Here is a 14,231-nt window from a genome sequence, read left to right as displayed (position 1 = left end):
GGCGCCCGGTCGCGGTGCGCTTCGCACCAGATCGGCGCGTTGTTCAGTCAATCGCGATTTCGCTTTCTTTCGCCAGATCGACCACGTCGATATTGACACCCGGCTCGACGCGCAAACGCGCGGCGAGCGCGACAGTGGCCTGGATGCGGCCGTCGCTGTGCACCGCGAAAACCTGATCGATGCCGAGCTTGGCGGCCAGCGTCGGCCAGGCCTGCGGTCCGGCGACGAACAGCGCCGCGCCGCCGGCTTCCGCGAGCATGCCGTCGCGATGCACCACGGTCAGCGAGCGCAGGCCCTGCACCGGAACGCCGCTGCGCGGATCGAGCAGATGCCCATAGCGCCGTCCTTGGAACATGAAAAAGCGCTGGTCGTCACCATGCGTATTGACCGCCTCGTTGTTGACCGCCAGCGAGGCCAGCAAGCTGGGTGCGTCGGCGTCGTCGCCCAGCTCCAGCGGCTTGCGAATGCCGATCAGCCACGAGCGATCATGCTTGCGTCCGCGCGCCGATACATTGCCGCCGGCGTCGACCGTCGCATCGCCGAAGCCGGCGTGGGTGAGCAGATCGAGGGCGCGATCGACGATGTAGCCCTTGGCGATGCCGCCGAAATCCCAGCCGGTCAGCGGTGCCGGGCCGTAGTGATCGGATGTCGCGTCGTAGTCGGGCGCGCGCTGCATCGCCTGCACGCGCTGCTCGATTTCTTCGTGCGTCGGCGGCGTGTCGCGCAGCCGCATCAGGTCGTCGAAGCCCCACAGATGCACCAGCTGCGCGATCCGCGGCTCGTAGTGTCCGCCGCTGGCCAGGCTGATCGACCAGGCGCGGTCGAAAATCGGTTTCAGCGCCGGCGGAATCGCGGCGCGCTCGCCGACGGCGAGCTGGCGGTTGAACGTGCCGAGATCGCCATCACCCCAGGCCCAGCCGTCGCGGCCGAATTCGCGAATCATGATCTGCACGTCGACGATGGCGTCGCGCGCCTTCTTGATCAGGTGACGCCGGCGCGGTGCCAGCGTCACCATCACGTCCGTGCCCATCGCCAGGAACGAATGACGTACCAAAGTCCTTGGCGTGAACAAAGACCTCATCAGCGACGCGCCTGGCGTCTCTGCTTGTTGGTGCGCACCACGATCCAGACACCGCTGATCGACAGCAGGATCGCGGCGATGCCGACGAAGTTGATCACCCAGGCACCGAAGGCGCCGAAGATGCGGCCGCTGTGCGCGTCCACCAGCACGTGCTCCAGCGACACCGACGGCCGCGAGTAGGGCAGGGCCTTGGCCTTCTGCGCATCGGTCAGCGGCACCTGCTCGGACCATTTCACGTCCGAGTTGATCGGCAGCTTGTCCCAGGCCAGGCCGTCGGTGGTCGCGTAGGCGTCCAGATCCTGGATCACGACCTTGTTCGGCTTGCCCTCGACCACGCCGATGCGGCGGATCGCCTGGATCGGCAGCGTGTAGCCGCTCATTTCGTCGACGATGCTGCCGTCGGGCCCGAGCACGAAGACCTTGTCCGGCTCGGCGACGAACAGCAGCGGCTTATCGGCGCTGCCGCCGATGGCCATGCCGAGCTGCCTGGGAATACGCTGCGCCAGCGGCTTGCCGTCGAGCAGGCTCGCATCCATGGTCTCCGCCAGCCAGTGACCGCCGGCCATCAGGCCGGTGCCTGGCGGCTCCGGATGCAGGCCGTACAGCGCCATCACCCACGACAGCTTGACGCGTGCCACGTCGTAGCCCCAGGCCGGGCTCTGGTTGATCAGAAAGCCGCTGAAGCCGAGCCAGCCCATGAACACGAACGCGAACAGGCCGGCGCGCTTGTGCCAGGTGCGCAGAAACATGCTGAAGTTGGTCTTCGGCTTCGGCGGCTTGGGCACATGCTTGTTGCCCGGCAGATAACGGATCCGCCAGGCCCGAAACGCCGCCGCGATACGCTCGTCGAGCGGCGTCGGCGCGTGCTTCGGTGGCGGCTTGATGGAGGGTTGAACCGACATGGTGGTGATCAGCCCGGCACGGTTTTATCCAGCTGCAGCGCCGCGCCGGCCATGCGCTTCATCATGTCCACCGAGTAGGTCGCGCCGGAGATGTTGTCGACTTTCTTGTCGATACCGTTGCCGGCGGCCCTGGCGCCGACCAGCTGGTTCAGGAACGACGGCGTGCCGACCTGGTCCGCACGCGACTCGCGATACACCAGCACCTTGGCCGATTCGATCGCGCCGCCCTTGACGACGAAGCCGCAGGTGGTCGGCGCATAACCGACCTTGCCGATTTCGTCGAATATCCACGCGGTGTGGCCGTTGGCGCGCCAGTAGCGCACGCGGCCCGGCAGCGGCTGCAACAGGCCGAAACTGCCGCCTGCGGCGACCTGAGGAGCCGGCACCTGGCCGCCGAACACTTCGGCGAGCCAGGTTTCCGGCTTGATGTTGTACTTGTAGAACTGCTCGATGCCGCCGCCGGCGTCGGCATGGGCGCGGCCCATACCCAGGCCCAGCAGCGACAGGCCGAGGCCGGCGCGCAGGAACGAGCGCTTGGAAGAGGATTCGGGGTTCATCGGCGTTCCTTCCATGAAATCGTCTGAAGCGGAACGGTCTGAAGTGGAAGGGTTTGGATAGGGGGTCTGCGATTTGAGGTTCTTGAACAGGTTCATGGTCTATTTGGTAGTGCGAACGTTCTGGCCCAGAGGGAACAACGAGTCTTGAAGCAAACGCAACAACGAACTGCTGCAAGTCGGGGCGCAAAAGACGGTCCCCGCACTCATAGTGTTACTGCAGGTCGCGTGCCGCCGACCTGAACACCGGCGCGCTGCGTGAATGCCCGTGCAAAAAAAATGCGCGAGTCGCGACGAAAACCACGGGCGTGTGGTTGGCATAGCCGCCATTGGCCGCCCGGAGTTTTCGCGCGAATCGCGCATCATTACGTCATTCGCAGCGAAACGGTCGCTTGCTCCGTTGTTCGACGAAACAGCCGACCGCCTTGCCTACAACAAACATCGAAGTTCGAATATAAGTTCAACCGCCGGCCGATGTGACCGGCGGTCAAACGATGCCGCTTAACGCGTGACGATGTCCTTGGTGAACGGCGCCAGTGCGTTGATCAGCTGGTTGCAGCTGTGATACGGGATCACGTTGCGCTCGCAGGCGTTGTACGCCGCTTCGACCACCGCGTTGAACTGCGACATGGTGATGCCGAGGTCGGCATGCGCGGCGCTCATGCTGGCGCCCTGATACTCGTTCGGGCCGCCCAGCACCATGATCTCCAGCTGAGTGTTCAGGAACGTCTGACGCTCGACGTTGCCGAATTCGCGGAAGATCGGAGCAATGCGGTTGTCGAGCATGATGTAGTAGAACAGGCTTTCCACCCAGGCACGGACGCCGTCACGGCCGCCGAACTCTTCGAGCGCGGACGAGGTGATGCCCATGATCGGGGAGGTCTTGGTTTCGCCGGCAAACGACGGCGCGGAAGCCAGAGCCGCCATGCCGAGCGCCGCTCCCACCACCAGATTACGCGTGAATGATTTCATGTGAATCTCCATCAGATATGTGTGCAGATAGAACGACGACAGCGCGTTGCCAACCGGATGCGTCTTTACGGATGCAGCTTAGAACGTGGCGTGCAGTGCCAGATACAGGCCGTTCTGCTCGTGTGCGATCGCGATGTCGCCGAGGAACAGGTAGGCCAGCGTGATCGAGTAGTTCTTGTTCGGAGCATAAGCGGCGAACACATCGAACCAGTCGCTCTCGTTCTGCACCAGCGAGTCCTGCAGCGAGGTCGCGCCGATGACGCCGCCGACGACGGAGCCGATGGTGCTGTTGAGCAGTCCGCCGTTGCCGTCGCCGGAGAGCAGGTCGCCGGTGTCGACGGCCTTGTGCTTCTGGTTGTTGCCGTGCTGCTGCCACTCGCCACCGATCGCGAAGTTCTTCTGCAGCAGGTAAGCGGCCGAGAATTCCATGCGGAATTCCTTGTCGTTGTCGCAGTTGGTGTGGCCCGCATCGCAAGTGCCGAAGCCGGTCAGACCGATCTGGTTGGCCGAGGTGTAGCGAACGGTCAGGTTGATCAGCGTGCTGTAGCGGAAGAACACCTTGGTGAACGCCGCATACAGTTCGTAATCCTTGGCCTTGTCAGCGCTCAGGGTCTTGACGAACTCCTTGGTGCTGTTGACCTTGTAATACGCGCCGATCGCGGTCTGCGGCAGGAAGCTGTCCGAGGTGTAGACGGCGTCGCCGAACAGGCGGACCTTCACACCGTAGGTCTCCATGTGCAGGTTGCTGCCGTTCGGGTCGAGGCCCAGGTTCTTGTCGAGGTTGAGCAGCGAAGCCGCCAGCGCCACCGTGTCGACGTTGCCGAGGTTGGTCGACAGCTTGGTGTTCATGTACGACAGTTCTGCACGGTCGAACAGACCGACCGACGCGCCGAGGAAATTCAGCGTGTAGTTCGGCAGGCTCACATAGGTAAAGCCGATGCCTCCGTTGATGCCGTCACGGGTTTCATAGCCAGTGATGGTCGCCCACGGCACCGCACCGCCGCCGCCACCGCCGTCGACAGTGAACACGCCGCCGGTCAGGAACACTTTGCCATCGTCGTAAATACCTGCCCACGAATGGCTGGACACCATGCTCAGCGCCGCAAAAACAGCGCCCTTGACCCAGCGCGCTCCACTCCCTTTAGACCCTTTCATGCCTCAACTCCTTGGTTTGTAGATGGGTACTGCTATTTCGTTTAAAAAGTGAAAGCGCCCCGCCTCCGGAGCTTGCTTCGTGTTTTAACCGTCTTGCTGCTTGTCGCTTGCATCAAAAAACAATCCAACCAGACCGCTTTTGAAAACCGCCGCAAAATCGTCTTTCAAGCCTGTGTTTTTGCCCGCGCTCCATCGGCTTGCGGTGCTTCGGGCAAAAAAAAATCCACGTGCCGGCACTGGGCCAGGACGTGGACGTCGATATCCGTAGAAGCGAGCGTCTTTGCTCGACTCCTTCAAGCGACTTTGGTCGCATCACTTATAAAGCAACCGCTGTGCCAACCATTGTTACGACAAAAAAGCTATAAATATTAGCTGCTTGTAACATTGCTGCGGGCTTTGCAGAAAAACCTTACTGACAGTTGAACCAGCTTTGGGCGTGACTGTCATGAAGCTCGTGCATGTCCTGTCATATTTAGTGCACGGTGCACGTGTCTTTTACTTACATTTCGGATAGCGAAGTGGAAGGCTCGACCTTTTCGCCATGCGCCAGCGCCAGCGGCACGATCTTGATGAAGCCGTAGACGCAGGCGCTCGCCGCTAGCAGCAGCACCGCGATGCCCATCAGCAGATCGCGTCTGGCATGGTTGGATGTCATGGCGGATTCCTCCCTCGGATGACGCGGCAATGCCGCAGCAGGCTGGAGTCTCGGGTTCATGAGGCGATGAAGTTCATCGGATAGTTCGGATAGGTGTAGGCCGGTACGTTTTTGGCGCCGAAGTTCATAAGGCGCACGCGCTGCACGATTTTTTCTTCCAGCGCTGCATCGTTGAAGCTGCTCGACACCACGCTGCATTGCGACACCGAGCCGTCCGGGGCAATGGTCAGGCTGAGCACGATCTTGCCGGCATCCATGCCCGGCGTTTCGCGCGCGGCGCGATTGAAGATCGACGAGAACGACGACTTGCTGCGATCGAAAGCCAGCTGCAGTTCCTGCAGCGAACGGGATGCCGCTGCGCCGGAGCCAGTACCGCCGTTGCCCTGGGCTGCGCCACTGCCGTAGCCGATGCCGCTTTGCACGCTGGCGGTGCGGCGGTTTCCCAAACTGGTGCCGTTCTGCGCGCCGACGACGCTGCTGCCGCTGGTGGAGCCGATACCGCCGCTGCCGCTGGCCGACGCCAGGCGCTCCCCTTTGGGCGTGCTGTTGGTGGTCGAGCTGATGGAAGACTCGACCTGCAGCGGCTGATCGTTGCTGGCGCTGAGCGCGTTCTGGCTGCGTACCGCGGCGAGCTGATCGCGGAACTGCATCAGGCCGGACTGTTGCGCGATCTCCCGGGCGCTCGGTGCCGGTGCCGCAGCGGCCGCGGCCGGTGAGGGCTGTTCTTTTTTCGGCACGACCGGCTTCGGCGCTTCGGCTTTCGGCACCGGTTTGACTTCGGCCTTCTCGACCGGCGGTTCTTCGGGCTTGATCTCCGGCTTGGGTAAGGGCGGGGGATCGGGCAGCAGCTCGATCACCTGCACCGTCGGCGGCTTGTCCGCTGCTTTTTCAATTTGCAACTGCACCCAGGGAATGATCATCGCCAGCGCGATCACCGGTGCGAAGGTGCGCACCAGGATGCGTTTGAAGCGGCGATCGGTTTCTTCGGCGATGCCCCAGGCATCGACGCCGATGATGGCGTTGTAATTCATTGCGGTGGCGCTCATACGCCTCCTCCTGGTGCGGCATGGATTCGGCTGGTGCGATCCGCTGCCTCGATACGCCTCGCCAGCGAGGCTACTCGGCACGAACGGGGATTCGGTGGGGATTCACCTGATGGCGAAACCCCGTTCGTACCGAGTAGCCCGCAACGCGGGCGTATCGAGGTACCGGAGTGCGATGTCATCAGCGAGTGGCTCACGATCCCTTCTTCTCGACCACGGCCAGCGAGATGCGCGCGAAGCGCGTATCGGTGCAGGTGGCCATGACTTTCTTCAGCAGGGAATACGGGATGCTCTTGTCGGCGACGATGTTGACTTCGCCGCGGGTGAGCCGGTTTTGCGTATCGCCCTCGACCTGCATCAGCGGCGCCAGCAGCAGCGCGGACTTGAGCGGCGCCAGCAGCTTGACGTCGGCCTTGAGCGCCTGCTGCGTCGACATCACCGCGCGGTTGTCGACCAGCACGTCCTCGGCGGTGACGATGATCGTCACCGTCTGCCGCGGCTGTTCCTTGATCGCCGATTCCGGCAGCTTGAGCGAGCGCGGAGAGGGGATGACTTCCACCACCAGCGCATTGACCAGCAGGTAGAACACCAGGATCGCGAAGATGTCGATCAGCGAGACGATGTTGATCACCACCGCGCTGTTCTTGCGCTTGACCGTGCGCTCGGCGCGCCGCTCCCTGCGACGCGAGCTCATGGCGCGGCTCCGGCCGACACCGGCGTGTCGCCGATGGAGATCAGCGGATACAGCTCGCGCGGCAGGCCGAGATTGCGCGCCTCGGCCGGCGTCAGCCGCGCCGCGTCCATCACCTTGACCACGTCCTCGTAGGGCACGTCGGGCGAAATCAGCAGCGTGATCGTGTTTTCGGTCGGCGCCGCCTTCTTGGTTTCGACCAGGGTCTCGGACAGCGCCTGGAGGTTGTAACCGGCCGGCGTGTTGTCGAGACGGCGCACCGCGCCATTGCGATCCGAAATCAGCAGCGCATCCGGCAGCAGGCTCACCGACAGCTGCAGCGGCTGCTTGTCCGGCGGCGCGGCGGCATCGTTCGACGGCAGGTTCAGCGACAGCACGTTGAGCTTGGCCGCGGTAATCGACGAACTCACCAGCAGGAAGAACACCAGCACCGCGAACACGTCGATCATCGAGGCGATGTTCAGCTCCTCGCTGCCGCCGCGCTTGAGATGACGCGCCAGGCGACGGCTGCGCCGCGCCTTGCGCGGCGCCTCCTCGCCCGTGTCTTCGGTCAGGTCGACCGCGGTCATGCTAGCGAATCACTTGCTTGCGGTTGCACACGGCCGACACAAAGCGCGAGCACACCGACTCGAGCGTGTCGACCAGCTCCGTCGTGCGGCTCTGCAGCCAGGCGTGGATCAGCAGCGACGGAATCGCCACCATCAGGCCGAAGGCGGTGCAGTTCATGGCCTCGGAAATGCCGGCGGAGAGCAGGTCGGCCTTCTCGGCCGGATCGGCATTGCCCAGCGCCGCGAAGGCGCCGATCAGACCCAGCACCGTGCCGAGCAGGCCGAGCAGGGTCGACATGTTCGAGAAAGTGCCGAGGTAGTGGGTGCGGCGTTCGATCGCCGGCAGCACTTCCATCAGGCCTTCTTCGGTGGCGATTTCCACTTCCGAGCGGCGGTTGTCGATCTTGGCCTGGGCGAAGCCGGTCTGCAGCAGCTTGCCGACGGCGCTCTCCGAACCCGCGGCCAGCGACTCGGCCTGGGCCAGGTCACCGGACTTCAGCAGCGGCGCCACCTTGGCCCACAGCGCGCGATTCTCCGACTCGGTCTTGCGCAGAAAAATCATGCGCTCGATCGCCACCGCCACCGCCATCGCCAGCACCAGCGCGATCGGATACATGAAATAACCGCCACCTTGGAAAAAACGGATGACGTGATTGAAAAACTCCATGAGGCTGGTTCTCTGATGAAAGAAGCGGGTTTTGTCATTCCCGCGAAAGCGGGAATCCAATGTTGTCAGTGCAGCGCTGGCTGTCCTGGATTCCCGCCTTCGCGGGAATGACGACATGCAGCGTGTGGCGTGTTGCGAACATCGGACTAGTTGCGGTTGACGCCGGCGCGGCGATACGCGGCGATCGAGGCGTCGGTTCGCACCTGGCCTTCGAACTGCGTGGTGTCGACCGGCGCCAGTGCTTCGCTGACACGCGAAGGCGGCCGATCGGCGTCGCCAGCGGCCTCTTCCTGCCAGGGCATCAGGTACAGGCCGACCGCGGATTCCTGCTCGCCGATGACGTTGGTGCCGACCGGCGTCTGTGTGTCGACCGCGGGCTTTTCGCCGGGCGCGGCGTCGGCATTCATCGCGGCCAGGCTCAGCAGCAGAGCGGCGGGAAACAGCTTCATTTCGGCTCTCCGACCAAGGCGGTGCGCTGCGTCGAGCTGGCTTCGAGTTCCTTGATCCAGACGCTGACCATCAAATTATCGCTGCCGGCGATGCGCTGGTACTCGCGGTATTCCTTGATCGCATCCTGCGGCCGGCGCATGGAGACGTCGTACAGGATGCCGAGATTCAGATGCGGCGCGGCGTAGTCGGCCTTGGCCGTCAGCGCCCTGCGATACGCTTCTTCGGCCTGCTTGTAATTGTTGTTCTCGCGATACAGCGAGCCCAGCCAGTTCCAGGCGACCGCGTTGTTCGGATTCGCCGACGCGGCCTTGGCAAAACTCGCCAGCGCCTGATCGCGCTGCTTGCCCTGCGCATACAGAATGCCGAGCGCGGTCAGGGGGCCGGAATATTCGGGAAAGTCCGCCGCTAAAGCCTGGAATGCGGCCTGCGCTTCCTTGGGCTGCTTGTCCTTCATCAGCTTCAGTGCGGCGTTGAAGCGGCGATCGGCGTCGGCGCTGTCTCGTGCCGGCGTCGTCGCCTTGGCCGGCGTCGCGGCGACGGTTTTCCTGGTCGTAGTGGTCGTGGCGCCGTCGCGCACCGGCGGGCCGTTGGTGCAGGCGGCGAGCGCCGCGATCAGCAGCGCCACGATCGTCGCGCCTGCGCTGTGGTTAAAGGAGCGAGTCATAGGTGGTCTCGCGCTGATCGTGTTTGCCGTACTTGCCCGGCGCCAGTTCGACCAGCGCCGTGGCGCTTTTGTGGATCCAGTCATTCCAGAGGCCCTGCTTCATGCGGCCGAGATTCGCCTCGTAGGTTTGGATGGCTTTCTCTTCAAACGGATTGGCCTGCTCCTCCAGCAGCAGTTCGTACTGCTCCAGCGGCTCGCCCTTGAGATTGGCCGGGCGCGCGGAGTCCATGATCGCCTTGCCAAAATCGCGATAGACGCTGCCGAGTTCGAAGGTCGCCGCGGTAGTGACTTCGGCGTAGCCGTAACCGGCCGCGCTGGACAGGCTGGCGATCGCCGCGTCGGTGGCGGACTTGCGCAGCGCCAGGCTTTTTTCGATCGGTTGCGCCAGCGCCAGTTGCCTTGCTTTCTGCGCCTGGCCGCGGCCAATTTCCAGGCTCGCCTGCGCCGCCATCAGCTTGGACGCGTCGTTGCGCGCACTGCCGGCATTGCGGTCGGCGATGACGATTTCGTTCAGATAGCGCTCGTATCGCGCGTTGTCGTGCAGGTCGTCGCGGGCGATGTCGGCAATGCGCCGCCGCGCCTGCATGCCGCGATCCAGCGGCGGATTGAACGTGCTCAGGTAGAACTCGTAGGCCTGCGAACTCTGAGCCGGCTGCTTGCTGCCGTCGTACAGCGTCGCTGCGGCCCAGGCCGCTTCGCGGCGCGTGTCGACGGTTTCCGCAGGACGACGCGCGACACGCGTGTAGGCATCGGCCGCCTGGCGCGGCTTGCCGTTTTTCTCGTAGGCGGCGGCGAGGCGCTTGTCGACGTCGGCGGCGAGCGGGTGCTGCGGATAGCGCGTGCGGAAATCTTCGAGCACGGTTTCCGCGGCGGTCCAGTTCTTCAGCTCGTAGTACGCGCTGGCGGCGTCGTAGTCCGCATTGACACGAATCGCCGACTGCGGCGCGACCTTGCCCACGCGCAGGAAGCTGGTCGCCGCGGCGGCCAGATCGCCGGCGTCGCGCGCCTTTTCGCCCTGCTTGTAGACCGAAGCCGCGAGCTGGTCGATCGTGACCGCGCGCTCCGGCGCGTCGGCCGGCATCACCTTGAGCAGGTCGACGTAGGCGACTTCGGCTTCCGGATATTGCTGCTTGGCAAACTGCGAATCGGCGACGACCGCCAGATTCTGCCGGCGCAGGTCATTGCTCAGCGGCAGCTTGGACTGGAGCACGCGTGTGGCGACGGTGATCGCCTGATCGTGATCTTTCAGCGTAACCAGATCCTGCGCGGCGCGGGTCAGCGCGGTGCTCGCCTGCGGATGGCCGTTGAACGTGTCGGCGAGCTTCAGGCTCGCGGCAACCGATTCGCGCAGCGCCGCGTCGTGAGCCGCGCCCTGGGTTTCACCGGCCAGGCGCTGGTAAGCCTGCACCGAGGCATAGGCCGCTTCCGGCGCTTTCGCAAAGCCCGGACGGTTGTAGGCGGTGTTCGCATACTGCTGCGCCGCCAGCTGGGTCTGGCCGCCGTCGTACAGTGCGTCGGCGTACAGCAGATTCAGATCGGCCACTTTCGGATCGTTCGGAAACAGCTCGATCGTGCGCTGATACCAGTTGGCCGCCGTCAGGAAGCGCTCGCGGCGTTTCGGATCGGCTGCTGCGGTGCTTTGCGCGAACGCCTGATAATGGTGCGCGATGTCGTCCATATGAGTGCGCACCTGCGCCAGGACTTCCGGCTTCGGCGTGCCGCTCCAATACGGACTGCCCGGCGCATAACGCTTGGCGTAGTTCTCTTTGGCCTGTAGCACCAGGTCGTTGAAGCCGCCCTGTTTGTAGGCGGCGATGACCTGGGTCTGGAAGTCCGGCGCCCGCTCGCTGTTCGGATGACGCTCGACGAAGGCGGTGTAGACGCCGGCCGCATCGGTGTAGCGCTGTTTTTCGAGTAGACGGGCGCCGACCGAGTTGTACAGCAGTGTCGAATAGCGCGGCTCGCCGGATTTGGCGAAGTAATCGTTCAGCGCTCGGCCGCCGCCGAGTGCGGCGAACGACAGGCTCGCCACACGCAGCGAATCCTGCGCAACTTCGACGCGGCTCCTCGATACGTCGTCGAAAGCATGCGCCGGATCGGCGATGTCGCCCTGCGGCAATTCGCGATCGAGGATGCCGAGAAACACCGGCAATGCCTGCGGATAATGGCCCTGCTGGTAGATGGCCCAGCCATACTTGTATTCGGCGGGTTGGAAATAGGGCGTGTCCGTGCCCAGGTTCAGCACGGTGCGGTAATTGGTTTCGGCTTCGGCGTAACGCTCGCGCGAGTACAGCAGTTCGGCGACGCGGAACACGCCGTCGCCGGTCATCGCCGAATGCGGATAGCGACGGCCGAGATCCTGCAGCTGCGCGATCGAATTGTCGGTTTCGTTGACCAGCTGATACGCGCGCGCCAGCTGATACAGCGTGCGATCGTTGCCCGGATCGTTGGGTACGTCGAGCAGCAGCTGCTGGTAGATCGCGATCGCGCGGCGCACTTCGCGCGCATCGAACTCGCCGCTGTCGGCGCGCTGCACGCGCAGATAAGCCGTGCGGCGCATCGCCTCGGCGCGCAGCTGCGGATCGACGATCGGCAGCGCGATGATGCGGTCGTAGTGCTCGATGGCGGTCTGGATATTGGCCGGTACTTCGTCCGACAGCTCGATGCGCAGGATGCTGGTGGTCTTGATGCGCGCCCAGCCATCCTTCTTCAGGCCGTTGTCTTCGGCGACCGAGCCGACGGTGCCGCTTTCGTCGCTGGCAGCCAGCGCGTTGCCGGTGACCGTCAGGCTCAATGCGGCCAGCAGCCAGAGTGCAAGACGCTGGTTCATCGTGCGCGACTTCATTTGCTTTTCTTGCCGACGGCGGGCGCATTGCCGATCGCGTTCGGCGGCCGGTCGTTGAAACGTGCCATCGCGAAATGCGCCTCGACCAGGTACTGCTCGGTCTGCTTCTTCAGCATCTGCACCTGCTCGGTGGCGATGCGCGCCAGCAGCTGGCGCTGCGTCGTCGCCAGTTGCGCGATGCGTGGCCGCAATGCGGCGATGCGCGCGCTCAGCGCCGGATCGCGGTCGCCGATCTGCGCGCCGCGGCGCAGCAGCAGGCGGTCGAGTTCATACAGCCGGTGACAGTTCTGCAGCTGGCTGCGGAAGGCGTCGTTGTCGAACAGGCGCTCGACGTAGAAGTTGTCCGGCGCGTTCGGCGGTGCGGTCAGCCACCAGCGCGGCTCCGGTAGTGCGACGAACCACCAGGCCCAGCCATTGCCCGGCTCGTCGTCGCGGTCGACCACCAGCTGCGCCATGCGGCCGCTGCTGATGTGCGTCAGCGCGCCCTCCAGGTGGGTGCGCGTGTGTTCGAGCTGATCAATCGCGCGCTCGGTGTAGGTGACGGCCTGCTTGTGCGCGCCGAGATGATCCAGCGCATACGGGATCGCCAGGCTGCCTTCCTGCACCGCGGCCTCGGTCGGGTCGCGGCCGATCAGCTCGGTCCACGGCACCAGTGCGCGGCGCAGCTGATCGGCCTGGTCTTCGTCGGCGACCACCCAGGACGAGGAGAACGGCGAGGGTGAGTTGCCGATCGAGGTCTTCACCGCGCCGGCCGCTTGCGGCGCTGCGCTTGCGGCGGCGCCCTTGGCCGGCACCAGCTGTGCCCAGCCCAGGCCAAGCAGCGCGGTCTCCGAATACGGGCCGGGGCTGCGCACGCGGCGGAAGGCGGCGTCGGCGGCGGCACCGAACTGCTCGTCGAGCAGCTTGTAGCCGAGCGCGGTGTTGGCCTCGTCGCGCAAGGCCAGCGCCTCGGTGTCGGTGGTCTTGCTGTCCTTGCCGATGCGCTCCAGTGCGGCGACGTCGCCGGACGCGGCGGCGGCCTGGTATTCGCCGACCAGTGCCGAATTGCCCTGAGGCGCGGCCAGTGCCGGGGAGCGCAGCGCGCCGGTCGCACGGGCCAGTCGCTGGGCGAAGTCGGCCGGCAGGCTGCCGCCGCTGCGCGTCTGCAAGGCCAACAGGTCGCTGGCCGCGGCAAGCTCGCGACCGGTGGACAGCAGCAGATCGATCGCATGCAGCTCGGCGCTGTCGAGGCCGCCCGGCGCCGGCGTCCACTGGCGCAGCTTGACTGCCGGCTCGCGCGCCCAGCCCTGCGGAGCCAGGCTGATTTCCATCGCGCTGGCACCGGCCGGCTGCTCGAAGCTCTGGTTGATGCGCGAACGCAGGCGCGGCGTGCCGGGGCGATCTTCGGGATAGCGCGCGACGTATTCGGCGTACAGCGTGTGCTGGCCGGGCGCGATCGCGACCTCGGCGAGACGCTGCACCGCATCGGTCTGCAGTGCCAGACCTTCACCCTCGCCGTAGGTGTAGCGGATCGGCTTGTCGGTATCGATCTGCACCGTCATCTGCAGCAACAGCAGCCGCGGCTGCTGGTTGTCGACGTAGAGCGTGGTACGGGCGCTGTCGGCCGGCTGCGCGGCGTCGAGCTGTGACCGTGCGCCCTGGTCGATGGCCAGCGCCTCGTTGATCAGCTCGGCGGGCAATTCGAGCGTGGCGGGTGTTGCCGGCAGCGGCGCAGTGTCGGCCTGGGCGAGCGCGGCGGGCAGCGCCAGTGCAGCGGCTAGGCCGAGGCCGGCGACAAAAAGCGAACGTGTGTTGTGCTTGACGCGCATGGACTGCTGTTGCCGATGGCCCCGAATGTCGTACGAGCCGCTGGCTCGAATCTCCCGTGGCCGCTGCATCGCAGCCCGTAGAGGGGTGACGTCACGAGGACCTTCATTAGTCCGTATTCACCTGGGCCGCGATGCAACCGGACCTGGGTGACAGTTCACGATCGAGCAACCATCGTGCCAGCCGCGACACCTGCCG

Annotated in this window: 14 protein-coding genes; all 14 read right to left on the bottom strand. The window is 64.7% G+C overall.

The window, feature by feature from the left end; all coding sequences use genetic code 11:
- Window positions 1–43 precede the first annotated feature (43 nt).
- The 14 genes from ACQZF9_RS12860 to ACQZF9_RS12795 all read right to left on the bottom strand — a co-directional run bounded on the left by ACQZF9_RS12860 (window position 44) and on the right by ACQZF9_RS12795 (window position 14,035).
- Window positions 44–1,081: an FAD:protein FMN transferase gene (locus tag ACQZF9_RS12860; protein ID WP_428309368.1), complete on the bottom strand. Its 1,038-nt coding sequence runs from the start codon at window positions 1,079–1,081 to the stop codon at window positions 44–46.
- Window positions 1,081–1,983 carry a PepSY domain-containing protein gene (locus tag ACQZF9_RS12855; RefSeq protein ID WP_428309367.1) on the bottom strand — a complete coding sequence of 301 codons (903 nt, stop codon included), beginning with the start codon at window positions 1,981–1,983 and terminating at the stop codon, window positions 1,081–1,083. Before ACQZF9_RS12855 ends, ACQZF9_RS12860 begins: the two co-directional genes overlap by 1 nt.
- 8 nt (window positions 1,984–1,991) lie before the next feature.
- A complete protein-coding gene (locus ACQZF9_RS12850) occupies window positions 1,992–2,540 on the bottom strand; it encodes an FMN-binding protein (RefSeq protein ID WP_428309366.1) in 549 nt (182 codons plus the stop codon).
- 498 nt (window positions 2,541–3,038) lie between these two features.
- Window positions 3,039–3,509, bottom strand: coding sequence for a group I truncated hemoglobin (locus tag ACQZF9_RS12845; protein ID WP_428309365.1), 471 nt, complete (start codon window positions 3,507–3,509; stop codon window positions 3,039–3,041).
- A gap of 78 nt (window positions 3,510–3,587) precedes the next feature.
- The gene (locus ACQZF9_RS12840) at window positions 3,588–4,664 is read right to left on the bottom strand and encodes a DUF3034 family protein (protein ID WP_428309364.1); all 1,077 of its coding nucleotides are present in this window, start codon (window positions 4,662–4,664) and stop codon (window positions 3,588–3,590) included.
- 499 nt (window positions 4,665–5,163) lie between these two features.
- Window positions 5,164–5,319, bottom strand: coding sequence for a hypothetical protein (locus tag ACQZF9_RS12835; RefSeq protein ID WP_428309363.1), 156 nt, complete (start codon window positions 5,317–5,319; stop codon window positions 5,164–5,166).
- A 56-nt stretch (window positions 5,320–5,375) separates the two neighbouring features.
- Window positions 5,376–6,365, bottom strand: coding sequence for an AgmX/PglI C-terminal domain-containing protein (locus tag ACQZF9_RS12830; protein ID WP_428309362.1), 990 nt, complete (start codon window positions 6,363–6,365; stop codon window positions 5,376–5,378).
- Window positions 6,366–6,555: 190 nt separating this feature from the next.
- Entirely contained in the window at window positions 6,556–7,056 is a 501-nt protein-coding gene (locus tag ACQZF9_RS12825) for an ExbD/TolR family protein (protein WP_428309361.1), read from the bottom strand.
- The gene (locus ACQZF9_RS12820) at window positions 7,053–7,622 is read right to left on the bottom strand and encodes an ExbD/TolR family protein (protein ID WP_428309360.1); all 570 of its coding nucleotides are present in this window, start codon (window positions 7,620–7,622) and stop codon (window positions 7,053–7,055) included. Before ACQZF9_RS12820 ends, ACQZF9_RS12825 begins: the two co-directional genes overlap by 4 nt.
- A 1-nt stretch (window position 7,623) precedes the next feature.
- Window positions 7,624–8,268, bottom strand: a complete 645-nt coding sequence (locus ACQZF9_RS12815; RefSeq protein ID WP_428309359.1) for a MotA/TolQ/ExbB proton channel family protein — start codon at window positions 8,266–8,268, stop codon at window positions 7,624–7,626.
- A gap of 146 nt (window positions 8,269–8,414) precedes the next feature.
- The gene (locus ACQZF9_RS12810; RefSeq protein ID WP_428309358.1) at window positions 8,415–8,717 is read right to left on the bottom strand and encodes a hypothetical protein; all 303 of its coding nucleotides are present in this window, start codon (window positions 8,715–8,717) and stop codon (window positions 8,415–8,417) included.
- The gene (locus ACQZF9_RS12805; RefSeq protein WP_428309357.1) at window positions 8,714–9,382 is read right to left on the bottom strand and encodes a tetratricopeptide repeat protein; all 669 of its coding nucleotides are present in this window, start codon (window positions 9,380–9,382) and stop codon (window positions 8,714–8,716) included. The genes ACQZF9_RS12810 and ACQZF9_RS12805 overlap by 4 nt, the downstream gene beginning before the upstream one ends.
- Window positions 9,366–12,227 (bottom strand): tetratricopeptide repeat protein, encoded by a 2,862-nt coding sequence (locus ACQZF9_RS12800; protein WP_428309356.1) that lies wholly within the window; start codon window positions 12,225–12,227, stop codon window positions 9,366–9,368. The genes ACQZF9_RS12805 and ACQZF9_RS12800 overlap by 17 nt, the downstream gene beginning before the upstream one ends.
- Complete coding sequence (locus ACQZF9_RS12795) at window positions 12,224–14,035, bottom strand: tetratricopeptide repeat protein (RefSeq protein WP_428309355.1); 1,812 nt, start codon at window positions 14,033–14,035, stop codon at window positions 12,224–12,226. The genes ACQZF9_RS12800 and ACQZF9_RS12795 overlap by 4 nt, the downstream gene beginning before the upstream one ends.
- Window positions 14,036–14,231 lie beyond the last annotated feature (196 nt).

This window comes from Hydrocarboniphaga sp. (genome assembly GCF_965279055.1).
GTDB lineage: Bacteria > Pseudomonadota > Gammaproteobacteria > Nevskiales > Nevskiaceae > Hydrocarboniphaga.
The sequence above is the reverse complement of the archived record's forward strand: the minus strand, read 5'-3'. Positions and strand labels throughout refer to the sequence as shown.